Source organism: Stutzerimonas stutzeri, from assembly GCF_013522825.1.
GTDB lineage: Bacteria > Pseudomonadota > Gammaproteobacteria > Pseudomonadales > Pseudomonadaceae > Stutzerimonas > Stutzerimonas stutzeri_AK.
The window spans coordinates 44,900-67,207 of sequence record NZ_JAAMQZ010000001.1 but is presented as its reverse complement, the minus strand read 5'-3'; the positions used below and the strand labels follow the sequence as shown (position 1 = coordinate 67,207).

General features: G+C 61.9%; 25 protein-coding genes and 1 other RNA gene. 19 read left to right on the top strand and 7 right to left on the bottom strand.

Features of this window, described 5'->3' with window-relative positions:
* Positions 1 to 18 precede the first annotated feature (18 nt).
* Both G7020_RS00330 and G7020_RS00325 read right to left on the bottom strand, forming a co-directional pair.
* The gene (locus G7020_RS00330; RefSeq protein ID WP_181082066.1) at positions 19 to 351 is read right to left on the bottom strand and encodes a cupredoxin domain-containing protein; all 333 of its coding nucleotides are present in this window, start codon (positions 349 to 351) and stop codon (positions 19 to 21) included.
* 14 nt (positions 352 to 365) lie between these two features.
* A complete protein-coding gene (locus tag G7020_RS00325) occupies positions 366 to 899 on the bottom strand; it encodes an iron transporter (RefSeq protein WP_181076756.1) in 534 nt (177 codons plus the stop codon).
* A 316-nt stretch (positions 900 to 1,215) separates the two neighbouring features.
* Between G7020_RS00325 and mdtD the strand changes: the two genes are divergently transcribed.
* From mdtD to yacG, 3 genes are all read left to right on the top strand, one after another.
* Positions 1,216 to 2,628: a multidrug transporter subunit MdtD gene (mdtD, locus tag G7020_RS00320; RefSeq protein ID WP_181082065.1), complete on the top strand. Its 1,413-nt coding sequence runs from the start codon at positions 1,216 to 1,218 to the stop codon at positions 2,626 to 2,628.
* Between the two features lie 125 nt (positions 2,629 to 2,753).
* On the top strand, positions 2,754 to 3,374 hold the full coding sequence (coaE, locus tag G7020_RS00315) for a dephospho-CoA kinase (protein WP_181082064.1): 621 nt from the start codon (positions 2,754 to 2,756) through the stop codon (positions 3,372 to 3,374).
* On the top strand, positions 3,371 to 3,568 hold the full coding sequence (yacG, locus tag G7020_RS00310) for a DNA gyrase inhibitor YacG (protein WP_181082063.1): 198 nt from the start codon (positions 3,371 to 3,373) through the stop codon (positions 3,566 to 3,568). Before coaE ends, yacG begins: the two co-directional genes overlap by 4 nt.
* Positions 3,569 to 3,634: 66 nt before the next feature.
* On the opposite strand, the gene G7020_RS00305 is transcribed toward yacG, so the two are convergent.
* Positions 3,635 to 4,315, bottom strand: coding sequence for an energy-coupling factor ABC transporter permease (locus G7020_RS00305; protein ID WP_181082062.1), 681 nt, complete (start codon positions 4,313 to 4,315; stop codon positions 3,635 to 3,637).
* Positions 4,316 to 4,730: 415 nt separating this feature from the next.
* On the opposite strand from G7020_RS00305, the gene rplM reads away from it, so the two are divergent.
* From rplM to G7020_RS00270, 7 genes are all read left to right on the top strand, one after another.
* Positions 4,731 to 5,159: a 50S ribosomal protein L13 gene (rplM, locus tag G7020_RS00300; RefSeq protein WP_168425219.1), complete on the top strand. Its 429-nt coding sequence runs from the start codon at positions 4,731 to 4,733 to the stop codon at positions 5,157 to 5,159.
* A 14-nt stretch (positions 5,160 to 5,173) separates the two neighbouring features.
* Entirely contained in the window at positions 5,174 to 5,566 is a 393-nt protein-coding gene (gene rpsI / locus G7020_RS00295) for a 30S ribosomal protein S9 (protein WP_181082061.1), read from the top strand.
* Between the two features lie 265 nt (positions 5,567 to 5,831).
* Positions 5,832 to 6,425 (top strand): ubiquinol-cytochrome c reductase iron-sulfur subunit, encoded by a 594-nt coding sequence (gene petA / locus G7020_RS00290; protein WP_181082060.1) that lies wholly within the window; start codon positions 5,832 to 5,834, stop codon positions 6,423 to 6,425.
* Positions 6,425 to 7,636, top strand: coding sequence for a cytochrome b (locus G7020_RS00285; RefSeq protein WP_181082059.1), 1,212 nt, complete (start codon positions 6,425 to 6,427; stop codon positions 7,634 to 7,636). Before petA ends, G7020_RS00285 begins: the two co-directional genes overlap by 1 nt.
* Positions 7,636 to 8,445, top strand: a complete 810-nt coding sequence (locus tag G7020_RS00280; protein ID WP_181082058.1) for a cytochrome c1 — start codon at positions 7,636 to 7,638, stop codon at positions 8,443 to 8,445. The genes G7020_RS00285 and G7020_RS00280 overlap by 1 nt, the downstream gene beginning before the upstream one ends.
* 87 nt (positions 8,446 to 8,532) lie before the next feature.
* Positions 8,533 to 9,150, top strand: coding sequence for a glutathione S-transferase N-terminal domain-containing protein (locus tag G7020_RS00275; RefSeq protein ID WP_181082057.1), 618 nt, complete (start codon positions 8,533 to 8,535; stop codon positions 9,148 to 9,150).
* Positions 9,151 to 9,187: 37 nt separating this feature from the next.
* On the top strand, positions 9,188 to 9,598 hold the full coding sequence (locus tag G7020_RS00270) for a ClpXP protease specificity-enhancing factor (RefSeq protein WP_181082056.1): 411 nt from the start codon (positions 9,188 to 9,190) through the stop codon (positions 9,596 to 9,598).
* A 114-nt stretch (positions 9,599 to 9,712) separates the two neighbouring features.
* On the opposite strand, the gene G7020_RS00265 is transcribed toward G7020_RS00270, so the two are convergent.
* The 4 genes from G7020_RS00265 to G7020_RS00250 all read right to left on the bottom strand — a co-directional run bounded on the left by G7020_RS00265 (position 9,713) and on the right by G7020_RS00250 (position 13,110).
* The gene (locus G7020_RS00265; RefSeq protein WP_181082055.1) at positions 9,713 to 10,291 is read right to left on the bottom strand and encodes a BON domain-containing protein; all 579 of its coding nucleotides are present in this window, start codon (positions 10,289 to 10,291) and stop codon (positions 9,713 to 9,715) included.
* Positions 10,288 to 10,881, bottom strand: a complete 594-nt coding sequence (locus tag G7020_RS00260; protein WP_181082054.1) for a phosphoheptose isomerase — start codon at positions 10,879 to 10,881, stop codon at positions 10,288 to 10,290. The genes G7020_RS00265 and G7020_RS00260 overlap by 4 nt, the downstream gene beginning before the upstream one ends.
* 86 nt (positions 10,882 to 10,967) lie before the next feature.
* Entirely contained in the window at positions 10,968 to 11,336 is a 369-nt protein-coding gene (locus G7020_RS00255; protein WP_181082053.1) for a YraN family protein, read from the bottom strand.
* Positions 11,323 to 13,110 carry a penicillin-binding protein activator gene (locus G7020_RS00250; protein ID WP_181082052.1) on the bottom strand — a complete coding sequence of 596 codons (1,788 nt, stop codon included), beginning with the start codon at positions 13,108 to 13,110 and terminating at the stop codon, positions 11,323 to 11,325. The genes G7020_RS00255 and G7020_RS00250 overlap by 14 nt, the downstream gene beginning before the upstream one ends.
* Positions 13,111 to 13,231: 121 nt before the next feature.
* Between G7020_RS00250 and rsmI the strand changes: the two genes are divergently transcribed.
* The 9 genes from rsmI to mraY all read left to right on the top strand — a co-directional run bounded on the left by rsmI (position 13,232) and on the right by mraY (position 22,306).
* On the top strand, positions 13,232 to 14,098 hold the full coding sequence (gene rsmI, locus G7020_RS00245) for a 16S rRNA (cytidine(1402)-2'-O)-methyltransferase (RefSeq protein ID WP_181082051.1): 867 nt from the start codon (positions 13,232 to 13,234) through the stop codon (positions 14,096 to 14,098).
* A gap of 235 nt (positions 14,099 to 14,333) precedes the next feature.
* Positions 14,334 to 14,692: RNase P RNA component class A (gene rnpB / locus G7020_RS00240), an RNA gene on the top strand.
* A 292-nt stretch (positions 14,693 to 14,984) separates the two neighbouring features.
* The gene (gene mraZ / locus G7020_RS00235) at positions 14,985 to 15,440 is read left to right on the top strand and encodes a division/cell wall cluster transcriptional repressor MraZ (RefSeq protein ID WP_181082050.1); all 456 of its coding nucleotides are present in this window, start codon (positions 14,985 to 14,987) and stop codon (positions 15,438 to 15,440) included.
* Positions 15,437 to 16,384, top strand: coding sequence for a 16S rRNA (cytosine(1402)-N(4))-methyltransferase RsmH (gene rsmH / locus G7020_RS00230; RefSeq protein WP_181082049.1), 948 nt, complete (start codon positions 15,437 to 15,439; stop codon positions 16,382 to 16,384). Before mraZ ends, rsmH begins: the two co-directional genes overlap by 4 nt.
* On the top strand, positions 16,381 to 16,671 hold the full coding sequence (gene ftsL / locus G7020_RS00225) for a cell division protein FtsL (protein ID WP_181082048.1): 291 nt from the start codon (positions 16,381 to 16,383) through the stop codon (positions 16,669 to 16,671). Before rsmH ends, ftsL begins: the two co-directional genes overlap by 4 nt.
* Positions 16,668 to 18,395, top strand: coding sequence for a penicillin-binding transpeptidase domain-containing protein (locus tag G7020_RS00220; RefSeq protein WP_181082047.1), 1,728 nt, complete (start codon positions 16,668 to 16,670; stop codon positions 18,393 to 18,395). The genes ftsL and G7020_RS00220 overlap by 4 nt, the downstream gene beginning before the upstream one ends.
* Positions 18,395 to 19,858: a UDP-N-acetylmuramoyl-L-alanyl-D-glutamate--2,6-diaminopimelate ligase gene (locus G7020_RS00215; protein ID WP_181082046.1), complete on the top strand. Its 1,464-nt coding sequence runs from the start codon at positions 18,395 to 18,397 to the stop codon at positions 19,856 to 19,858. Before G7020_RS00220 ends, G7020_RS00215 begins: the two co-directional genes overlap by 1 nt.
* Positions 19,851 to 21,224 (top strand): UDP-N-acetylmuramoyl-tripeptide--D-alanyl-D-alanine ligase, encoded by a 1,374-nt coding sequence (locus G7020_RS00210; RefSeq protein ID WP_181082045.1) that lies wholly within the window; start codon positions 19,851 to 19,853, stop codon positions 21,222 to 21,224. Before G7020_RS00215 ends, G7020_RS00210 begins: the two co-directional genes overlap by 8 nt.
* Complete coding sequence (mraY, locus tag G7020_RS00205; RefSeq protein ID WP_181082044.1) at positions 21,224 to 22,306, top strand: phospho-N-acetylmuramoyl-pentapeptide-transferase; 1,083 nt, start codon at positions 21,224 to 21,226, stop codon at positions 22,304 to 22,306. Before G7020_RS00210 ends, mraY begins: the two co-directional genes overlap by 1 nt.
* Positions 22,307 to 22,308: the final 2 nt, after the last annotated feature.

Sequence of the window (22,308 nt, the reverse complement as noted above, 5' to 3'; positions counted from 1 at the left end):
CCGTGCAGGCCACAGGGACTACTTGGCGATGATTTCCCCTTCGGGAAGATCCATGTGGAACTCGTCGAAGAAGGGATAGCGGCCCGGTTTCAGCGGGTGAATCACGACGAACGAGGTGACGCCGGCGGAGAGGACCTTTTCCACTCGCAGCGGCGTGCTCTCGAACTCGGTGGGGCCGCTGCCGGCGTTGTTGATGATGATCTTGAAGCGCTGACGGGCCGGCACCTCCAGGGTCGCCGGCTCGAAATGGCCGTCGCGGATGGTCAGCTCGTAAGTGGGCAGGCCAGCCTGGGCGCCGCCGGCAAAGCCGACGACGAACAGGGGCAGCAGGTGCAACAGGGCGCGTCGCATGGCTGGCCTCCGGCTCAATAGCCGCCTTTCTTGCCGATGCCGGCGTAGGTGAACTCGTAGTTCAGCTCGCAGCGTTCGAACCAGGGCGCGACGCCGGTTTCCTTGTCGACATGACGACCGAACATGGCGTGATCGCCACCCGGCGGCAGGATGGTGAAGGTCAGCTGGTACTTGCCGGGGCCCATCAGCTTGACGTTGTCGCCGTAATGCGGGCCGTCGTTGGCCACCATCGGGTGGAAGTCGCCTTCGATCTTCTCGTCCGAGCCTTTCTTGCTCAGCGAATATTTGATGTTCAGGTAGGGCACGAAGCTGCCTTCCTGCCAGCCGTTGCGGTTGTCTTCGGTGGCGGCGATGTCGGCTTCCAGATGGATGTCGGATTCGGCTGTGGCGCGCATCATGCCAGCCGGCTCCATCTCCACCGGCTGCAGGTACACTGCGCCGACTTCCATGCCGCCGCATTGCTGTGGTTCACCGATGGGATATTCCTTGGCCTGGGCGAGGGGCGTCAGCATCAGCGATGCGATGGCGAGGGTAACGGGAATACGCATGTAGCCTCCGTAAGGAGCGTTATGAATGACGAAGCAAGACTCGCATCCGCAAGGGTTAACGATAATGATTCGCGTCAATTCTGACGGAAATACTTTGTTACGTATAGGGCGGGTCTGCTCTGAGGTGAAGGCTCGGCAGGCTCAAGCGTGCGGATGAAAAGGGCTACGAGCATCCCGCTGCGTTAAGTTGTCACACCCTTGCGAGCCGGTTCATCAGACCGCGCGGCGGCGTTCAGGAAAGCGCCGCGAGCGGAAATGAGCTGTGTGTCGAGCTGGCTCGCGGCCTACCATATGTATTTTTCAATCAGGGAAGCCCATGCCTCAAACCGCTGTGCTGGACGCCCGCACCGCCCGGGTGCTGCCGTGGCTGGTCGCCATCGCGTTCTTCATGCAAACCCTCGACGGCACCATTCTCAACACGGCCCTGCCGGCCATGGCGCGGGATCTGGCCGAGGATCCGCTGCGCATGCAGGGCGTGGTCATCGCTTACATGCTGACCGTGGCGTTGCTGATCCCGGCGTCGGGATGGCTGGCGGACCGCTTCGGCACGCGGCGTATCTTCTTTTCCGCCATCGTGCTGTTCACCCTCGGTTCGCTGTTCTGCGCGATGTCCACCAGCTTCAACCAGTTGGTGATCTCGCGTGTGATACAGGGCATGGGTGGGGCGCTGATGCTGCCGGTGGGGCGTCTGGTGGTGCTGCGTGCCTATCCGCGCAGCGAGTTCGTGCGGGTGATGACCTTTATCGCGTTGCCTGGCATGGTCGGCCCGCTGATCGGTCCGACACTGGGTGGCTGGCTGGTCGAGTATGCGTCCTGGCACTGGATATTCCTGATCAACCTGCCGGTGGGGCTGCTGGGCGGCATCGCGGCGTTTCGCTTCATGCCCGACCTGAAAAGCGCCGAGCGGATACGCTTCGATACCTTCGGTTTCATCCTGTTCGGGGCGGCGATGGTGCTGATCACCATCGCGCTGGAAGGTCTGGGCGAAATGCATATGCCGCATGCCCGCGTGCTGCTTCTGATCGTCATCGGCCTTGCCTGTCTGACCGCCTACTGGCTGCGTGCCGGGCATATCGAAAAACCGCTGTTCAGTCCTTCGCTGTTCCGTACCCGCAGTTTCGCCGTAGGCATCTTCGGCAATCTGTTCGCTCGGCTGGGCAGTGGCGCGCTGCCCTTCCTGCTGCCGCTGTTGCTACAGGTGGCGCTGGGCTATTCGCCGGCGCAGGCGGGGATGATGATGATTCCGCTGGCGCTTGGCGCCATGCTGATCAAGCCGCTGGCCAAGCCGCTGATCGATCGCCTCGGCTACCGGCGCATCCTCATTGGCAACACCTTGCTGCTGGGTGGCCTCATCGCCAGCCTGGCCACCATCGATGCCGCTACGCCCACGCTGCTGTTGCTGCTGCACCTGAGCCTGATCGGCATGGTCAACTCGATGCAGTTCACGGCGATGAACACCGTTACCCTGGTCGGGCTCAGCTATCAGGACGCCAGCAGCGGCAACAGCCTGCTGTCGGTGGTGGTGCAGCTGTCCATGAGTCTCGGCGTCGCTGCCGCCGGGGCCTTGCTGGGCGGCTTTACCCTTCCCGGTAGCGATGGCGAGGCCGTGCTGCAGGCCTTCCAGATGACCTTTCTGTGTATCGGCGGCATGTCGATGCTGGCCGCCGCGCTGTTCTTTCAACTGGACAGCAAGCAGAAGATGGCTGCTCGGCTTGTGGACCTGGAATAAGAGACGCCTGTCTTTCGAGCGCACATGTGTCGAGGAGAGTCTGGAGTGGCGACTCCGCAGGCTGTTGCATCTGTCCCTGCAAGGCGTTACTACTGCGCGTCGTTTTTTGGCTGGATGATGTGCTGATGAGTCCGACGAAGAAGCCATGGGTGCTGGGTTTGACCGGCGGTATCGGCAGCGGCAAGAGTGCGGTGGCCGAGGCGTTCGGCGAGCTCGGCGTGCACTGGGTGGATGCCGACCATGCGGCGCGCTGGGTCGTCGAACCCGGCAGGCCGGCGTTGGGGCTGATTGCGCAGCGCTTCGGTGAGAGCGTCCTCGCGTCGGATGGAAGCCTGGATCGGGCGGTGTTGCGCGGGCTGGTTTTCGAGGACCCGGAGCAGCGCAAGTGGCTCGAGCAGTTGCTGCATCCGCTGATTCGTCAGGAGATTGCCGAGCATCTGGCCAGGGCGCAGTCGCCCTATGCGATCATGGTTTCGCCGCTGCTGATCGAGTCCGGTCAATACCGCCAGGCCGACCGTGTGCTGGTGGTCGATGTGCCCGAGGCGCTGCAGCTGCAGCGTGCCGCCCGGCGCGATCAGGCCAGCGAAGAGCAGATTCGTGCCATCCTCAAGGCTCAGGCCAGTCGCGAAGAGCGCCTGCGTCATGCCGATGACGTGCTGCTCAATGATAGTGACATGAGCTGGCTGAAGGCTGAGGTCGAGCGCCTGCACAATTTCTATCTGACGCTGCGAGGAGGTCAGGAATGAGTACTGCCGTAGTTGAATGTCCAACCTGTCGTGCGCCGGTGGAGTGGGGGCCGCAGAGCCCGAACCGGCCTTTCTGCTCGGATCGCTGCAAGCTGATCGACCTGGGCGCCTGGGCTTCGGAGGAGCACGTGATCCCCGGCGACGAGCTGGAAGACGATGTGTTCTCGGGCGATGTGCCGCCACGCCGGCATTGACGGCCTGCCAAAGGTGTTTCTGCCGTATGGGCGAGTTGGCGGTAAGCATCGCCAGCTCGCTGATTCCTACTCATCATTCCAGGGCGGCGCCTGCAGGTAACGGCTTCGATTGAAGTTTTCCACCCAGTCCGGGTAGAACACGACCAGTGCGCTGACTACGGTGCCGTTGATGAAGGCTTCGGGAAACATCAGCAGCCAGATGAAGCCGGCGAAGTCATCGAGCCAGGGGGGCATCGGGTAGCGTCCATCGAACAGCAGGATGCCGAGTCCGGCCAGAATGCAGAACAGCGCTGCCAGACCTGCGGCGAAGAAGCCCGAAAAGAATATATAGATGAACAGATTGCGTGGCTGCAGGCGCTCGACCAGCAGTGCGCACAGATAGGTGACGCCAACCGGGATCAATACCAGCAGCACCCCATTGAGGCCCAGCGCGCTTGGCTGCTGATGGCCGATCAGGGTCAGGCCGACCTGGGCGATAAAGGCGGCGAGGATTGCCAGGGGCCAGTCCAGCAGCAGGGTCACCGCCGTCAGGCCGATGAAGTGTACCGACAGCCCGGAATCGAAATCCCGGCGGACCAGCCAGAGCAGGAAGATCGCCAGCATCGCGCCGCACATCAGGTGCTGGCGGCGGGTATCGCTGAAAAGCTCCACCCAGGGTGCTCGCATGCATGCCCAGGCCAGCCCGGCTGCATAGAGCAGCCAGCCCAGAAAGAGGCTGGACGGTGCGAGCAGTTCGGCGGCAATCATCCTTGTTTCTCCTCGTCGCGGAGCTTTATCGATAGTGGACGGATCATAAGTGGTGCAATTGTGACCGATCGTGCGGGAACTGGTTCGTGCGAGGAAAGCTGCTGCTGGGGATAGAAAACCGTCGGGGCGATGGTATTTGTGCGCTGCTGTCATGTTCTGGCGTTGCGCAGGTCGAAGCTGCTTGCTATTTCGCTGGTAATCGGGATAATTCCGCAGCCTGTCGCTGGGGATGCCTAGCCCGCCGACACAAAACCAAGGCAGGGGATGCCTAGCCTGCCAAATCACTGCCGTAGCGGACGCGCTGACCCGAGCCCCCGATAGCGTCTGTTTCCGGCTGTCCTGGTCTTGCCAGGACGAGCACCATTCAGTAAGATTCGCCGTCTTATTTTCAGGGCGGCCCCTGAGGCTATAACGAATGAAGACTTTTACTGCTAAACCGGAAACCGTCAAGCGCGACTGGTTCGTCGTCGACGCTGCCGGCCAGACCCTGGGTCGTCTGGCAACCGAGATCGCTAGCCGCCTGCGTGGCAAGCACAAGGCGGAATACACCCCTCACGTCGATACCGGCGACTACATCGTCGTTATCAATGCCGAGCAAGTGCGTGTTACCGGTGCCAAGACCACCGACAAGATGTACTACTCCCACTCCGGTTTCCCGGGTGGCATCAAGTCGATCAACTTCGAGAAGCTGATCGCCAAGGCGCCAGAACGTGTGATCGAGACCGCGGTAAAAGGCATGCTGCCGAAGAATCCGCTGGGTCGCGACATGTATCGTAAGCTGAAGGTGTACAAGGGTGCCAGCCATCCGCATACCGCTCAGCAGCCCCAAGAACTGAAGATTTAACGGAATAGTTCACTATGTCGGCGACTCAAAATTACGGCACTGGCCGTCGCAAGACTGCAACCGCGCGCGTCTTTCTGCGCCCCGGTACTGGCAAGATTTCCATCAACAACCGCGAGTTGGACAACTTCTTCGGGCGTGAAACCGCTCGCATGGTCGTTCGTCAGCCGCTGGAGCTGACCGAGACTGTCGAGAAGTTCGATATCTACGTTACCGTCCTGGGCGGTGGTGTAAGTGGTCAGGCTGGCGCTATTCGCCACGGCATTACCCGTGCACTGATGGATTATGACGAGACTCTTCGTCCTGCTCTGCGCAAGGCTGGCTTCGTTACTCGCGATGCTCGCGAAGTAGAGCGTAAGAAGATCGGTCTGCGTAAGGCGCGCAAGCGTCCGCAGTACTCGAAGCGCTAATTCAGGCTTCCAAGAAAAGCGCCCAGTTTCGCAAGAATCTGGGCGCTTTTTTTATGGGTGATTTTTTCTCCTGCGACAGTGTGTCGCGTGCGTGGGGTCCCGGTTTTAGGGGCTTGCAGCTGAGGTGTGACGGCTTATTGCCTTGTCATGCGAGGGGGTTTTCTTTACCATTTGGCGAATTTTTTCGCGGCCTAGTTTTTCGGTAGACGCACGTAGTAGACGCCTGCTTTCGGTAGGCCATAAGAAACTGATGGGAGACGACTGAATGAGCAATGACGGCGTGAATGCTGGCCGGCGTCGCTTCCTGGTAGCCGCTACTTCGGTAGTGGGTGCTGCAGGAGCGGTGGGAGCCGCGGTCCCGTTTGTGGGATCGTGGTTCCCAAGTGCCAAGGCCAAGGCGGCCGGAGCACCGGTTAAGGTGAATATCAGCAAGGTCGAGCCGGGCCAGCAAATGGTCGCCGAGTGGCGCGGACAGCCGGTATTCATCCTGCGCCGTACCGAGGAGGCGCTTGCCAATCTGGGCAAGCTCACCGATACGGTTGCCGATCCGAACTCCGAAGCGTCCGAGCAGCCGACCTATGTCGATCCTCAGGTTCGTTCGATCAAGCCGGAGCTGCTGATCGTGGTCGGGCTCTGCACGCACCTTGGTTGCGCTCCGTCTTTCCGGCCGGAAGTGGCGGCGCCTGATCTGGGTGCCGATTGGCTTGGTGGCTATTTCTGCCCCTGCCATGGTTCGAAATATGACATGGCTGGCCGCGTCTACAAGGGGCAGCCTGCACCCTTGAACCTGCCGGTTCCCCCTCATTCGTACGAGACTGACGCTGTAGTCGTCATCGGCGTGGATCAGGAGAGCGCGTGATGAGCAAGTTCATGGAATGGGTTGATGCGCGCTTCCCCGCGACCAAGATGTGGGAAGACCATCTCAGCAAGTATTACGCACCGAAGAACTTCAACGTCCTGTACTTCTTCGGCTCCCTGGCCTTGCTGGTACTGGTCAACCAGATTCTCACCGGTATCTGGCTGACGATGAGCTTCGAGCCGTCTGCAGAAGGCGCCTTCGCTTCTGTCGAATACATCATGCGTGATGTCGAGTACGGCTGGATCCTGCGTTATCTACACTCCACCGGTGCTTCGGCGTTCTTCGTCGTGGTGTACCTGCACATGTTCCGCGGCATTCTCTATGGCTCCTATCAGAAGCCGCGCGAGCTGGTGTGGATCTTCGGCATGATGATCTACCTGGCCCTCATGGCCGAAGCCTTCATGGGCTACCTGCTGCCTTGGGGGCAGATGTCCTACTGGGGCGCCCAGGTGATCATTTCGCTGTTCGGCGCCATCCCGGTGATCGGCGACGACCTGACCCAGTGGATCCGTGGTGACTACCTGATCTCCGGCATCACCTTGAACCGCTTCTTCGCGCTGCATGTCATCGCGTTGCCGATCGTGATTCTCGGTCTGGTCGTGCTGCACATTCTGGCGTTGCATGAAGTGGGTTCGAACAACCCGCTGGGCGTCGATATCAAGAAGAACAAGGATGAAGCGGGCGTGCCCCTGGACGGCATTCCGTTCCATCCCTACTACACCGTCAAGGACATCGTCGGCGTAGTGGTCTTCCTGTTCGTCTTCTGTGCCGTCGTGTTCTTCTTCCCGGAGATGGGTGGTTACTTCCTGGAGAAACCGAACTTCGAGCCGGCGAACGCGTTCAAGACGCCGGAACACATCGCGCCGGTCTGGTACTTCACGCCTTACTACGCGATTCTGCGCGCCGTTCCCGACAAGCTCATGGGTGTGATCGCCATGGGTGCCGCGATCGCCGTGCTGTTCGTGCTGCCCTGGCTGGACCGCAGTCCGGTCAAGTCCATGAAGTACAAGGGCTGGATGAGCAAGGTCGCACTGATCCTGTTCTGCATCTCGTTCATCATCCTCGGCGTGCTGGGTGTGCTCTCTCCGACTCCTGAGCGGACCCTGGTATCGCGGATCTGTACGATCATCTACTTCGCGTACTTCATCCTGATGCCGTTCTACACCAAGCTCGAGAAGACCAAAGTAGTTCCGCAAAGGGTGGATGGCTGATGAAAAAGCAATTTGCTGCATTGATTCTTGCATTGGTGCCGGCATTCGGTTTTGCCGCTGCCCCCAGTGTCGTTCTGGACAAGGTCGAGATCGATCTGACCGACAAGGCGGCCATGCAGGATGGTCTGAAGACCTTCGCCAACTACTGCATGGGCTGTCATAGCGCGCAGTATCAGCGCTACGAGCGTGTGGCCACCGATCTGGGCATTCCTGAAGATGTCATGATGGACAACATCGTCTTCAACGATGCCAAGTTTGGCGACCACATGAAGACCGGTATGTCGCCTGATGACGCCAAGGTCTGGTTCGGCGCGGCTCCACCGGATCTGACGCTGGTTGCGCGCGTGCGTGGCAACGACTGGCTGTATTCCTACATGCGCGGCTTCTATGTGGATCCGGCGCGTCCCTACGGTTACAACAACACGGTATTCCCGAGCGTAGGCATGCCCCACGTGTTGGCGCCGCTGCAGGGTCGTCAGGTTCTGCCAAGCGCGCTGCCTGAAGGCGAGTCGGTAGCCTGCAAGCAGGTCCAGGTCGTCGAGAAGGGCCGCAAGCAGTTCGATCCGCTGACCGGCACGCCGATCACTCATGAGGATTGCGGGCAACTGACAGTCGTTCCCGGTACTGGCGAGCTGACCGAGGCGGAGTACGACGAGAAGATCAAGAACCTGGTGACCTTCCTGGCCTACTCGGCCAATCCGGTCAAGCTGGAAAGCCAGCGCATCGGCACCTATGTGTTGCTGTTCCTGGCGGTCTTCTTCGTGTTCGCCTATCTGCTCAAGCGCGAGTACTGGAAAGACGTTCACTGATCCTCCGCTGTTCTGCTACAACCCTGCGCGCGCCCTATTGGGCGCGCGCGCTTTTCTGCATTCATGAAATCCCATCAGGAGGGCGCTATGGCTGCGACCAATCGACTGGTCTGCTATTCCGATCCCGCCAATCATTATTCGCATCGGGTGCGCTACGTGCTTGCCGAGAAGGGTGTAAACGTCGAGATAGTCGATGTCGACCCTGCTCACTGCCCGGTCAGGTTGAGTGAAGTGAACCCTTACGCCAGTGTTCCGACACTGGTGGATCGTGACCTTGCGCTATATGAGCCAGGCGTGATCAGCGAATATCTGGAAGAGCGCTATCCACATCCGCCGTTGCTTCCGGTCTATCCGGTGGCAAGGGCCAATACCCGGCTTCTGGTGCATCGAATTCAGCGTGACTGGTGTGCGCTGGTGGATCTCGTGACTGATCGGCGAACCACCGAGAAGGCGCGGGAGCAGGCGCGCAAGGAGTTGCGTGAAAGCCTCACGGGGGTTTCGCCAATCTTTTCCGAGAAAGCCTATTTCATGAGCGACGAGATCAGCCTGGTGGATTGTTGCCTGTTGCCGATCCTCTGGCGTTTGCCCGCGCTCGGGATAGAGTTGCCCAAGGCGGCCAAGCCGCTGCTCGACTATATGGAAGTAAACTTTGCCCGTGAGGCCTTTCAGGCCAGTCTATCGACCGTTGAACGCAGCATGCGCTAGCAGGTAGTGTTTCAAGGGTCTGCCAAGAGAGGTTGCTATGAATTCAAGTCGTCCCTATCTGGTCCGGGCGCTGTACGAGTGGATCGTCGATAACGATTGCACGCCGCATCTGCTGGTCGATGTCGAGTATCCCGGTGTCCAGGTGCCCGCAGGCTTCGCCAGTGATGGGCAGATCGTGCTGAACGTTGCGCCCAGTGCCGTGCGTCATCTGCAGATGGACAATGCCGCGATCAGTTTCGAGAGTCGTTTCGGTGGCGTTCCGCACAGCCTGCATGTGCCGGCTGCTGCGGTAATGGCGATCTATGCGCGGGAAAACGGGCAGGGGATGGTGTTCGAGATCGAGCCGCCCAGTGACGATACGCCAGACGATGGCGCTTCCGCACCGGATGCTGGCGTTGCGCCTCGCCCGGCTTCGGCGGGGCGGCCCAGTCTGAAGGTCGTCAAATAAGCCGCGGCACGTAGGTCGGGTCATGCTTCACCGACCCGACGAGCGGAGGTGGGGTCAGAGGAAAGCTTGGCACGGGCTTGGGTAAAGCACTCCCTGACTCTGTCCGACTTTCCGCTAATCGATATATTCGAACAGCTTGACGATGCGCTGCACACCGGAGACGCCCTGGACCACGCTTGTCGCACGGTTGCCTTCCTGGCGGGTAACGAGGCCCAGCAGGTAGACGATGCCGTTTTCAGTGATCACCTTGATGCGCGAGCCCGGAATGTCCTGATTGGCCAGCATCTGGGTTTTTATCTTGGTCGTGAGCCAGGAATCGTTGCTGCGGGCCAGGGCGGATGAGGGCTGCAGTACCTGTATTTCGTTGTGCACGCGCTTGACGCGCTGGACCGAGCCTGCCGCCTGTTCGGCGGTCTGCTTCAGTTCGCTGCGAGGTGTCTGGCCGGCGAGCAGTACGACGCCGTTGTAGCTGGCCACGACGATATGCGAGCCTTTATCCAGATCAGGGTGGGCTTTGGCGATGTTCACTGCGGCCTTGGTTTCGATCAGCGAATCATCGATCTTGCTGCCGATGGTGCGGGTGCCCCGGTTGTCATCGATCGGGGTGTCGCGTGTGGCGGTCAGAACCGAACTGCAGCCGGTGGCGACAATGCACAGGGCGAGTACGAGCAGATGGGGGCGGAGCGGATTCATTCTTCACTCCCGAACAGTTGGTTGTCGATCAGGTCGCACAGGCAGTGAATGACGAGCAGGTGCACTTCCTGAATGCGCGCAGTGGCCTTGGCTGGCACGCGAATCTCGACATCTTCCGGCAACAGCAGCGAGGCCATGCCGCCGCCATCGCGGCCTGTGAGGGCAACGACCAGCATTTCGCGGTCATGGGCTGCCTGGATTGCCTGAATCACGTTGGCGGAGTTGCCGCTGGTGGAAATTGCCAGCAGTACATCACCCGGCTGGCCGAGTGCACGGATCTGCTTTGAAAAGACTTCGTTGTAGCTGTAGTCGTTGGCGATGGAGGTCAGCGTGGAGCTGTCGGTTGTCAGGGCTATCGCCGGAAGACTGGGGCGCTCGCGCTCGAAGCGGTTGAGCAGTTCGGAGGAGAAGTGCTGGGCATCGCCAGCCGAGCCCCCGTTGCCGCAGGTGAGTATCTTGCCTTCGCTGAGCAGTGTATTGACCATCACCTGTCCGGCCTGCTCGATGCTTGGGGCGAGTACGTTCATCGCCTGCTGCTTGGTTTCGATACTGGCCTGAAAAAGCTGACGTATACGGGATTGCATATCCATCGATGTGTTGACCTTCAAGTGTCGGGCTGTGCGTATGGCCATGGCGGAAACGAGTTGCTCCGGCGCTAAAACTATCCAACAGCCTGTCAGGCATCGAACGCGTTGCGGAGCCAGTTGGGTGTCGCTGTGTTGCTGACCGCTTCGATTGCGATGACATCGAAGCGGCACGGGTATCCGGACCAGCGACTTTCCTTCTGCAGGAACAGCTGAGCCGCACGGATCAACTTCTGCTGTTTGCGCCGGTCGATGCTTTCCAGGGCGCCACCCCAGGCGCTGTGGCGTCTGTAGCGAACTTCGATGAATACTACTGTATCGCCATCGAGCATGACTAGATCAAGCTCGCCGCAGCGGCACAGCCAGTTGCGCTGCAGCAGGCGCAGGCCCTGCTGTTCCAGATGGCGCAGCGCGCGGTCTTCGGCCTGGCGTCCGCTGGTCTGTTTGTCAGTGCTGGTCAAGCAGCGTGTTCCCGAGGGGCTGGACCGTGCCGTCGCGGAATTCGGCCCATGGCAGGCGGCGTTCGATGCGTTGACCGGGGGTCAGGCTGAGCGTGCCGGAGTATCCGTCCAGCTGCGTCTCCGGGAGTGCCAGCAACTGGTTCAGGCGTGGTGCCAGCAAGTAGGCGTCGGCGCCCATCGCGTAAAGCCGTCCGAGGCTGCCGCGAGCTTGCGGCCATTTGTTCTCGATCTGCTGGCGCAGGGGCAGTTGGGCGTCCAGCAGCCAAGGGGTTTCGGTGAAGCGGATGCCTTCAAGATCAAGGTACTGGCTGCGATTGTCCGTTGCGGCATGCAGGTGGGACGTGGCGTATACCGGGAGGTCGCCGGCGTACTGGAAGATCAGGGTGGGTTTGACCTGCTGGGCCTGCTGTGGGGTGGCGGCCAGGAACAGGAAGTCGACGTCCTGGCGGCGTGTGGGTTGTGCTTGCAGACTGCTGCTGGAGCCGCCTGTGCTGTTACGTACTTGCAGCATGTCGGCGATCTGGTTGGCGAGCGCGACGGGTTCGGCCAGGGGCTCGGCGGCAATCAGCGTGCCGCCCTGTTCCTGCCATTGCCGGCGAAAGGCATCCAGCACGCGATTGCCCCAGTCGCCGCGGGGCGTCAGGGCGATGGCGCGGCGATGGCCGTCGTCCCAGGCGCGGCGAGCGACCTCGCGGGCTTCGTCTTCGGCGGCCAGGCCGAACTGGAACAGTTGTGGCGGCTGTTTCTGGTCGGCATCGCTGTAGTTGAGTGCGAGCGTGGTAATCGGGAGCTGGTCACGGTCGGCGAGCTGCCGCACCAGGGTCTTGTCCAGCGGGCCAACCACCAGTTCCACGCCGGATGCAGCGGCCTGCTGATAGAAGGCGTCCATGGAGGTGATGCGTGTGCTGTCGAACAGCTCGATCTTCAGCTCCTGGCCTGCTTCCAGGTGGGCGGCAAGGAAGCCGTCGCGCAAGGCGCGTGAGACGCTGGCCAGTGGGCCGTCCATGGGTAGCAGAAGGGCGACGTGCGACAGCGGGCGATCAGCCAGTTCACGCAGTGTTACGAGGGCTTCTGGTAGCTGTAGCGCAGCCGGATGACTGGGGTTCTGCTGCACCCAGGTATCGATGGCCCGTTGCTGCTGGGGCAGTGTGCCGGACTGCTTCAGCATGGCTGCCAGCGACAGCCAGCCGGACAGATCCTGATCGGCCACAGGCTGCAGTTGGCTGGTCGGCAGGCCCGAGACCAGCGACCAGATTTTCTGATGGTTCTGCGTCGCGGCTTCCCCGCTCAGCAGGGGGGCGACAAAGGTTCGCTCGCGAGCGGCATCGAGGGGCTGCTCATTGGCTTCAAGTGCCTGCGCGCGCGTCAGCTGACTGCGAAGCTGCTGGTCGATGGGTAATTCCCCGAGGCGTTCGAAGGCCGGATGTTGCAGGGCCTGCAGTGCACGCTGCGGGTCGTTGTCGGCCAGTGCCAGCTCTGCGCTCAGAGTGCTTGCGAAAATCTGTTGGGCCGGCGGCAGCTGCTCGATTGCGACCTGTTCCAGAATCAGGCGGGCCTGGGCAGGGTTGCCCTGGCGAATACTCTGGTCGGCGGCGGAGAGGCGCAGCAAGGCGGCCCTGGCCGGATCGCTGGCATCGGCTTCCTCCAACATCTGCTGCGTCGAAGCCTGGGGCGTGCGAGGCAACTTACCCAATGTCGACTCGGGCGAACTGGCGCAGGCCGACAGGATGGCGGCAAGGCAGATGAAGAGAATCGGGCGTAAGCGAGCCATCATGTGATCATTCCTGGAAACACCGGCAAAGAACGTCTGATTGTACCCAAGCCCTGCCGGCACCGCGATGTTGTGGCCGTCAAACGAGCTACAATGCCCGTTTTCGTGATGTGAGGTACGCCCTGTGACTGCAGCAGATGCCGTGAATTCCACCGCGGGCGTGCTCTATGTCGTTGCCACGCCGATCGGAAATCTCGAAGACATCAGTGCGCGGGCGCTGCGCATACTGCGAGAGGTGGCGCTGATTGCAGCGGAAGATACCCGTCACTCGGCGCGATTGCTTCAGCACTTCGGCATTGGCACGCCGCTGGCGGCGTGCCATGAGCATAATGAGCGGGACGAGGGTGGCCGATTCATCGGGCGGCTGCTGGCTGGGGAAGATGTGGCGCTTGTTTCTGATGCCGGAACACCGCTGATTTCCGACCCTGGCTACCATCTGGTCAGGCAGGCGCGGGCGGCAGGCGTGCGTGTCGTGCCGGTGCCCGGCGCCTGTGCGCTGGTCGCGGCGCTTTCGGCGGCGGGTCTGCCATCCGATCGCTTCATCTTCGAGGGGTTCCTGCCGGCCAGGCAGGCGGCGCGTCGCGCGCGGCTGGAACACCTGCGCGAAGAGCCGCGAACCCTGATCTTCTACGAGGCGCCGCATCGCATTCTGGAATGCCTGCAGGACCTGGAAACTGTATTCGGTGAGGATCGGGCTGCGGTGCTTGGGCGCGAGCTGACCAAGACCTTCGAAACCCTCAAGGGATTGCCGCTGGCGCAGCTGCGCGCCTGGGTCGAGGCTGACAGCAATCAGCAGCGTGGCGAATGCGTGCTGGTGGTCGGTGGCTGGCAGGCGCCCGAGGGGGATGATGCGGTGGATGCCGACGCCCGGCGTGTGCTGCAGCTGCTTCTGGCGGAATTGCCACTCAAGCGCGCCGCCGCCGTTGCTGCCGAGATCACCGGCGTTCGCAAGAACCTGCTGTATCAGCTGGCTTTGCAGGAAAAGGGCTAGAGCTGATCGGAGGCGGGGCGATCACGCTATGGCGTTATGCTGCGATGGTCCTTCGATAAAAGCGCTGGGGGCTGGACGAAAAAACGCCATTTGCGCTCGAGCCTGGATCGCTTGTCGTTCAGCCTCCAGCTTTCCAGCGTTGTTTTCGGCCCTTTGAGCGTATAGCGCGATCGCTTGTGATCGGAGGATTTATCAGCTTGCGGGGCGGGGGCTGGCCAAGTACCCTAGCGCTCGGAGAGTCGATTGGACAGTCGCTGTCTCTTTTTGTTCCGCAAAAAGGGAGGGAGGAAAGTCCGGGCTCCATAGGGCGAAGTGCCAGGTAACGCCTGGGAGGCGCGAGCCTACGGAAAGTGCCACAGAAAATAACCGCCTAAGCGCTTCGGCGCCGGTAAGGGTGAAAAGGTGCGGTAAGAGCGCACCGCGCGGCTGGCAACAGTCCGTGGCTAGGTAAACCCCACTTGGAGCAAGACCAAATAGGGATCCATTGGCGTGGCCCGCGCTGGATCCGGGTAGGTTGCTAGAGGCAGTCAGTGATGGCTGTCGTAGAGGAATGGCTGTCCTCGACAGAACCCGGCTTACAGATCGACTCTCCGATTCACTTCCAGAATCCCCTCGTTTCTAGTCCAAAAAAGTATTGCTCTTGAGAAAGCACTTTAACTTCTGAGTGCAGGCTTTTGGTCTGCCTGAAAAAGTTGGTTTTCGCTCGTCTGCGATTTGGCGCCTGCCTCGTGATTGCCTCCTAAATTCCCGCCACATAAGGGTTTTTCCCCTGCGGCTCACCTTGACGGTGGGGCTGCTGCATTTCTATAGTGCGCATAAGTGGTGAAAAGTGGAATGAAGTGGATATTTATGGGTATGGATAGCTGATTTCAGGGGAAGCGCAGCCGTGTTTCGCGGAGCAAACGCAATAAGTCTCGATGCCAAGGGGCGGCTAGCCATGCCCAGCCGGTATCGTGACGAGCTCGTTTCGCGTTGTGATGGCCAGTTGATTGTCACTATCGATGCTGTCGATCCCTGCCTGTGTATCTACCCCCTGCCCGAGTGGGAGCAAATCGAAGCCAAGCTTCGCGAGTTGCCGTCGCTGCACGAAGAGAGCCGCCGCCTTCAGCGTCTGCTGATCGGCAATGCGGTGGACCTGGAAATGGATGGCAATGGCCGTGTACTGGTGCCGCCGCGTTTGCGCGAGCACGCAGGGCTGGACAAGCGGGCCATGCTGGTCGGCCAGCTGAACAAATTCAGTTTGTGGAACGAGGACGACTGGAACGCACAGGCAGATGCGGATCTGGCGGCCATCAAACAACCCGGTGCCTTGCCGGAAGCATTGCGTGAGCTAATCCTGTGAGCCAGACCAGCAGCTACAAGCATGTGACCGTGTTGCTCGACGAGGCCGTCGCGGCGCTCGCCGTGCGCGCGGGTGGTCGCTATCTGGACGGAACCTTCGGGCGGGGTGGGCATAGCCGGCTGCTCTTGCAGCAGCTTGGGTCTGATGGCCACTTGCTAGGGTTCGACAAGGACCCGTTGGCAATCGCTACGGGGCAAGCACTGGCGGCCGAAGATGGCCGCTTTGTCGTTGTGCAAAGAAGTTTCGCCGAACTGGGCGAAGAAATGGAGCAGCGGGGCTGGACGGGTACTCTTGACGGCATCCTGCTGGACCTTGGAGTGTCTTCGCCGCAGCTCGATGACCCTGAGCGAGGCTTCAGTTTTCTCAACGATGGCCCGCTCGACATGCGCATGAACCCTGATCACGGCATCAGTGCCGCCGAGTGGATCGCCAGCGCGCCCGAGGAAGAGATCGCCCGTGTTTTCAAGGACTACGGTGAAGAACGCTTCGCCAGACGCATGGCGCGTGCCGTGGTGCAGCGTCGGCTGGAAAAGCCCTTCGAGCGCACAGGAGATCTGGCGCAGGTGCTGACCGTCGCCAATCCCGCCTGGGAAAAGGGCAAGAATCCCGCGACACGCGCCTTTCAGGGCCTGCGTATCTTTATCAACAATGAACTGGGCGACCTGGAGCGTGGTCTCGACGCCGCCCTCGAAGCGCTTGCGGTGGGTGGCCGGCTGGTGGTGATCAGCTTCCATTCGCTGGAAGATCGCATCGTCAAGCAGTTCATGCGGCGCCATGCCAAGGGCGAGGCGGATACCCTGCCGCGCGATCTGCCGATCATTCCGGAAAAGTTCATCCCGCGCCTGAAGTTGCTCGGCAAGCCACAGTACGCTTCGGCCGAAGAAGTCAGGGCCAATCCCCGTTCACGCAGTGCAGTGATGCGTGTTGCGGAGAAATTGCGATGAGCCGCCTGGGTCGGGCGATGCCCGGCGGCAGCATGACGATGCTGGTGCTGTTCGTTGCCGTGCTGGTTTCGGCCATTTTGGTTGCTTACAGCGCGCACTGGAATCGCCAGTTGCTCAATGAGTTGTACGGCGAACTCAGCGCGCGTGACAAGGCGCAGGCCGAATGGGGGCGACTGATCCTCGAACAGAGCACCTGGACGGCCCATAGCCGCATCGAAGCGCTGGCCACTGAGCAACTGAAAATGCATGTCCCCGAAGCGGCTGATGTCAGGCTGGTGTCTCAGTGAGACTTCAGGGCGCGCTCTATCCGTGGCGTTTTCGTATCGTCCTGGCGTTGCTCGCGCTGATGGTGGGTGCCATCGCCTGGCGTATCGTCGATCTGCAGGTGCTCGATCAGGCATTTCTCAAGGGCCAGGGCGATGCGCGCAGCGTGCGGCATATCCCGATCCCGGCCCATCGCGGGCTGATCACCGACCGTCATGGCGAACCGTTGGCCGTCAGTACGCCGGTGACCACACTGTGGGGCAATCCGCGTGAATTGCAGGACGCCCAGGCTCGCTGGGACGAACTTGCCAGAGCGTTGGGCCAGGATGCAGGTGTGCTGAAGAAGCGCCTGCAGGAGCAGGCCGGGCGCGAATTCATCTACCTGGTGCGCGGCCTGACGCCGGAGCAGGGGCAGCGTGTGCTGGACCTGAACATTCCCGGTGTCTATGCCCAGGAAGAATTCCGTCGTTTCTATCCGGCTGGCGAAGTCGCTGCCCACGTGATCGGTTTTACCGATATCGATGATCGCGGGCGCGAAGGCATGGAGCTGGCCTATGAAGAATGGCTGGCTGGTGTACCCGGCAAGCGCCAGGTCCTCAAGGATCGTCGCGGTCGGCTGATCAAGGATGTGCAGGTGGTTCAGAATGCCAAGGCCGGCAAGGCCCTGGCACTGTCCATCGATCTGCGCCTGCAGTATCTGGCGCACAGCGAATTGCGCAATGTGGTGCAGGCATACGGCGCCAAGGCGGCGAGCCTGGTGATGGTCGACGTGCATACCGGCGAAGTGCTCGCCATGGCCAACCAGCCCACCTACAACCCCAACAACCGTCGCAACCTGCAGCCGGCGGCCATGCGCAACCGTGCGCTGATCGATGTGTTCGAGCCTGGTTCGACGGTCAAGCCGTTCAGCATTGCCGCGGCGCTTGGCACCGGCAAATACCAGCCGGAAACCGTGATCAATACCCTGCCGGGCTGGATGCGTATCGGGCGCTACACCATTCGCGACGTATCGCGCGGCGGCATGCTCAACCTGACCGGGATCCTGATGAAGTCGAGTAACGTCGGCATCAGCAAGATCGCCCTGGACATCGGCGCCGAGCCTGTCTACGCGGTGATGCAACAGGCGGGTTTCGGCCAATCCACCGGCCTCGGCTTTCCGGGCGAGCGTGTCGGCAACCTGCCCAATCATCGCAAGTGGCGTGACGCCGAAACCGCCTCCCTGGCCTATGGCTACGGCCTGTCGGTGACAGCCGTTCAGCTGGCCCACGCCTACGCCATGCTCGGAAACGACGGTCGCAACGTGCCGCTGTCGCTGCTGCGCCTGGATCAGCCGCAAGCCGGGGTCCAGGTCATCGACAGGGACATATCCAACAAAGTGCTGAAGATGCTGCAGGCGGTGGTCGAGGAAGAGGGCGGCGGTGGTTCGCGCGCCAGGGTTCCGGGCTATCACGTCGGCGGCAAGAGCGGCACGGCGAAAAAGGTCTCTGGAACCGGAGGCTATACCAAAGACGCCTACCGGGCGTTTTTCGCAGGTGTGGCGCCCGTCTCCAATCCGCGTATTGCCGTGGTGGTCGTGGTAGATGAGCCCAGCGAGGGTGGTTACTACGGCGGTCTCGTCGCTGCGCCGGTATTTGGCAAGGTCGCAGCCCGTGCGTTGCGCCTGATGAATATCACCCCGGACAACCTGCCGCCAGCGGCGGAGATTCAAACCGCCGAAGCAGCCAAGGGCAAGGGAGGGCGAATCTGATGCCAATGCCGTTGAATCAATTATTGCCACAGGCCGACAGCGCCACGCTGATTCGCGAACTGACTCTGGACAGCCGCAAGGTTCGACCAGGCGATTTGTTTCTGGCCGTGCCCGGTCTGCAGCAGGATGGTCGCGTGCATATCGCTGATGCGATTTCCCGCGGCGCGGCGGCGGTGGCCTTCGAGGCCGAAGGTGCGCAGCCGATGACCGCCGCGAGCGCCGAACTGGTGTCGGTGCGCAATCTTGCCGGGCAGCTGTCGGCGATTGCCGGGCGCTTCTATGGCGAGCCCAGCCGCGGCCTGCATCTGGTCGGCGTGACCGGCACCAATGGCAAGACCAGCGTCAGTTACCTGATTGCCCAGGCTCTGGATCGCCTCGGCGAGCGTTGCGGCATCATCGGCACCCTGGGCACCGGCTTTCATGGCGAGCTGGAGCTGGGACGTCACACCACGCCGGATGCCATCGGCGTACAGGCCAACCTGGCCAATCTGCGTGCGCAGGGCGCGCGGGCGGTGGCGATGGAAGTGTCGTCCCACGGCCTGGCGCAAGGGCGTGTGACTGCTCTGGCGTTCGATGTCGCGGTCTTCACCAACCTGTCGCGCGACCACCTCGATTATCACGGCTCGATGGAGGCCTATGGCGAGGTCAAGGCCGGGCTGTTCAGGTTGCCGGGATTGAGTTGCCGGGTGATCAATCTGGATGACGCCTTTGGCCGTACGCTGGCGGCGGAAAAAGGCGAATCGCGCCTGATTACCTACAGCCTGGAAGATCCTGACGCCTATCTCTACTGCCCCGAGGCGCAACTGGACGATGATGGCGTTCATGCGCGGCTGGTCACGCCGCAGGGCGAGCGCTCACTGCGCAGCCCGCTGCTGGGGCGTTTCAATCTCAGCAATACCCTGGCGGCGATTGGCGCGTTGCTGGGCATGAATTATCCGCTGGACGAGATTCTCGCCGTGCTGCCCGAGCTTGAAGGGCCGGCTGGCCGCATGCAGCGGCTGGGCGGCGGCGACAAGCCGCTGGTGGTGGTCGATTACGCGCACACCCCCGATGCCCTGGAGAAGGTGCTCGGCGCGTTGCGTGCGCATACGCGCGGGCAATTGCTGTGCCTGTTCGGCTGCGGTGGCGAGCGTGATCGCGGCAAGCGTGCGCTGATGGCTGAAGTGGCCGAGCGCCTGGCTGATCGGGTGTTGGTGACCGACGACAACCCGCGCAACGAGGACCCGCAGCAGATTCTCGACGAGATTCGCGCCGGCTTCGCTGCGCCGGACCAGGTGCTCTTCCAGCCGGGCCGCGCCGAGGCCATCGCCAGCTGCATCGCCGGCCGTGGCCTGGATGACGTGGTGCTGCTGGCGGGCAAGGGGCACGAGAATTACCAGGAGATCAAGGGCGAGCGCCTGCCTTTCTCCGATCTGGAACAGGCCGAGCAGGCCCTGGCCGCCTGGGAGAATGCCCATGCTTGAAGCCCTGCGCCTGAGCGAGCTGGTCGCGCCGCTGTCCGCTGAGCTGACAGGCGATGACGTGGCGTTTGCCGCCGTCAGCACTGATAGCCGCGCCATCGAGCCGGGGCAGCTGTTCATTGCCCTGAGCGGGCCGCGTTTCGATGGTCATGCCTATCTGGCCGAAGTCGCCGCCAAGGGCGCGGTCGCGGCGCTGGTCGAACGGCCTGTGGTCGATGTGGCGCTGCCGCAGCTGGTGGTCGCCGACACCCGCATTGCCCTCGGCCAGCTGGGGGCGCTGAACCGTGCCGCCTTTGCCGGGCCGTTGGTGGCCATCACGGGTTCCAGCGGCAAGACCAGCGTCAAGGAAATGCTCGCCAGCATCCTGCGTGCGGCTTATGGCGCCGACGCGGTGCTGGCCACGCGCGGCAATCTGAACAATGACCTCGGCGCGCCGCTGACCCTGCTCGAACTGGCGCCGCAGCACAAGGCCGCCGTCATCGAGCTTGGCGCTTCGGGCCTTGGGGAAATCGCCTATACGGTGAGTCTGGCGCGCCCGGATGTCAGTCTGATTACCAACGCCGGCACCGCCCATGTCGGTGAGTTCGGCGGACCGGAAAGGATCGTCGAGGCCAAGGGCGAGATTCTCGACGGCCTGGGCGCGCAGGGCATTGCCGTGCTCAACCGGGATGATCCGGCCTGGCCCGTGTGGCAACGGCGGGCTGCCGGCAAGCGCGTGTTGAACTTTGCCCTGCAGGATGCTCAAGCCGACTTCCATGCCGCCGTCATCAGTCGGGACGCGCGTGGTTGTCCGAATTTCACCCTTGTCGGTCCGGGCGCCTCGCTGCCGGTGCAGCTCAATCTGCTCGGGCAGCACAATATCGCCAACGCCCTCGCCGCCGCCGCTGCGGCGCATGCGCTGGGTGTCGCGCCGGCGCATATCGTCGCCGGCCTGCAGGCCCTGCAGCCGGTCGCGGGTCGCGGGGTGGCGCAGGTGCTCGGCAGCGGCGTGCGTCTGATCGATGACAGCTACAACGCCAATCCGGCCTCCATCCGTGCGGCCACCGATGTGCTGGGCGGTTTTTCCGGGCGCACCCTGCTGGTGCTGGGCGACATGGGCGAGCTGGGCGACTGGGCCGAGCAGAGCCATGCCGATGTGGGCCGCTACGCCGCCGGCAAGGTCGACGCGCTACTGGCTATCGGCCCTCTGATGAAGCATGCGGTCGAAGCGTTCGGTGCCGGCGGTCGTCATTTTGCCGATCAGCAGAGCCTGATCGAGGCGCTACGCGCAGAACAGGGCAATACCACCATTCTGATCAAGGGATCACGCAGCGCCGCGATGGACAGGATTGTCGCCGCGCTGGCTGACACTGCCATGGAGAAACACTGATGCTGCTGCTGCTCGCCGAGTATCTGCAACAGTTCCACAAGGGCTTCGCGGTCTTCCAGTACCTGACCCTGCGCGGAATTCTCGGCGTGCTCACGGCCCTGGTGCTCTCGCTGTGGATGGGCCCCTGGCTGATCCGCACCTTGCAGATGCGCCAGATCGGCCAGTCGGTGCGCACCGATGGCCCGCAATCGCACCTGTCCAAATCTGGCACACCGACCATGGGCGGTGCGCTGATCATCAGCGCCATCGCCATCAGTACGCTGCTCTGGGCCGACCTGTCCAACCGCTACGTCTGGGTGGTGCTGGCCGTCACGCTGCTGTTCGGCGCGGTGGGCTGGGTGGACGATTACCGCAAGGTGATCGAGAAGAATTCGCGCGGCCTGCCGAGCCGCTGGAAATATTTCTGGCAGTCGGTATTCGGCCTTGGCGCGGCGGTCTTCCTTTATATGACCGCGCAGACGCCGGTGGAGACCACCCTGATCCTGCCACTGATCAAGGATATCGAGATTCCGCTGGGCATCGGCTTCATCGTCCTGACCTATTTCGTCATCGTCGGTTCGAGCAACGCGGTGAATCTCACCGACGGCCTCGATGGCCTGGCGATCATGCCGACGGTGATGGTCGGCGGTGGCCTGGGTATCTTCTGCTACCTGTCGGGCAACGTGAATTTTGCCGAATACCTGCTGATTCCCTACGTACCGGGCGCGGGCGAGCTGATCGTGTTCTGCGGTGCGCTGATCGGTGCGGGCCTGGGCTTTCTCTGGTTCAACACCTATCCGGCGCAGGTCTTCATGGGCGACGTCGGGGCGCTGGCCCTCGGTGCCGCGCTGGGCACCATTGCGGTGATCGTTCGCCAGGAGGTGGTGCTGTTCATCATGGGCGGCGTGTTCGTCATGGAAACCCTGTCGGTGATGATCCAGGTCGCTTCGTTCAAGCTGACTGGCAAGCGCGTGTTCCGCATGGCGCCCATTCATCACCATTTCGAACTCAAGGGCTGGCCCGAGCCACGGGTGATCGTCCGTTTCTGGATCATCACCGTGATTCTGGTGCTGGTCGGCCTGGCCACGTTGAAGTTGAGGTAATA

Coding starts and splice junctions, on each gene's coding strand:
- G7020_RS00330 (WP_181082066.1), bottom strand. CDS start 351: ATGCGACGCGCCCTGTTGCACCTGCTGCCCCTGTTCGTCGTCGGCTTT.
- G7020_RS00325 (WP_181076756.1), bottom strand. CDS start 899: ATGCGTATTCCCGTTACCCTCGCCATCGCATCGCTGATGCTGACGCCC.
- mdtD (WP_181082065.1), top strand. CDS start 1,216: ATGCCTCAAACCGCTGTGCTGGACGCCCGCACCGCCCGGGTGCTGCCG.
- coaE (WP_181082064.1), top strand. CDS start 2,754: ATGAGTCCGACGAAGAAGCCATGGGTGCTGGGTTTGACCGGCGGTATC.
- yacG (WP_181082063.1), top strand. CDS start 3,371: ATGAGTACTGCCGTAGTTGAATGTCCAACCTGTCGTGCGCCGGTGGAG.
- G7020_RS00305 (WP_181082062.1), bottom strand. CDS start 4,315: ATGATTGCCGCCGAACTGCTCGCACCGTCCAGCCTCTTTCTGGGCTGG.
- rplM (WP_168425219.1), top strand. CDS start 4,731: ATGAAGACTTTTACTGCTAAACCGGAAACCGTCAAGCGCGACTGGTTC.
- rpsI (WP_181082061.1), top strand. CDS start 5,174: ATGTCGGCGACTCAAAATTACGGCACTGGCCGTCGCAAGACTGCAACC.
- petA (WP_181082060.1), top strand. CDS start 5,832: ATGAGCAATGACGGCGTGAATGCTGGCCGGCGTCGCTTCCTGGTAGCC.
- G7020_RS00285 (WP_181082059.1), top strand. CDS start 6,425: ATGAGCAAGTTCATGGAATGGGTTGATGCGCGCTTCCCCGCGACCAAG.
- G7020_RS00280 (WP_181082058.1), top strand. CDS start 7,636: ATGAAAAAGCAATTTGCTGCATTGATTCTTGCATTGGTGCCGGCATTC.
- G7020_RS00275 (WP_181082057.1), top strand. CDS start 8,533: ATGGCTGCGACCAATCGACTGGTCTGCTATTCCGATCCCGCCAATCAT.
- G7020_RS00270 (WP_181082056.1), top strand. CDS start 9,188: ATGAATTCAAGTCGTCCCTATCTGGTCCGGGCGCTGTACGAGTGGATC.
- G7020_RS00265 (WP_181082055.1), bottom strand. CDS start 10,291: ATGAATCCGCTCCGCCCCCATCTGCTCGTACTCGCCCTGTGCATTGTC.
- G7020_RS00260 (WP_181082054.1), bottom strand. CDS start 10,881: ATGGATATGCAATCCCGTATACGTCAGCTTTTTCAGGCCAGTATCGAA.
- G7020_RS00250 (WP_181082052.1), bottom strand. CDS start 13,110: ATGATGGCTCGCTTACGCCCGATTCTCTTCATCTGCCTTGCCGCCATC.
- ftsL (WP_181082048.1), top strand. CDS start 16,381: ATGAGCCGCCTGGGTCGGGCGATGCCCGGCGGCAGCATGACGATGCTG.
- G7020_RS00215 (WP_181082046.1), top strand. CDS start 18,395: ATGCCAATGCCGTTGAATCAATTATTGCCACAGGCCGACAGCGCCACG.
- G7020_RS00210 (WP_181082045.1), top strand. CDS start 19,851: ATGCTTGAAGCCCTGCGCCTGAGCGAGCTGGTCGCGCCGCTGTCCGCT.
- mraY (WP_181082044.1), top strand. CDS start 21,224: ATGCTGCTGCTGCTCGCCGAGTATCTGCAACAGTTCCACAAGGGCTTC.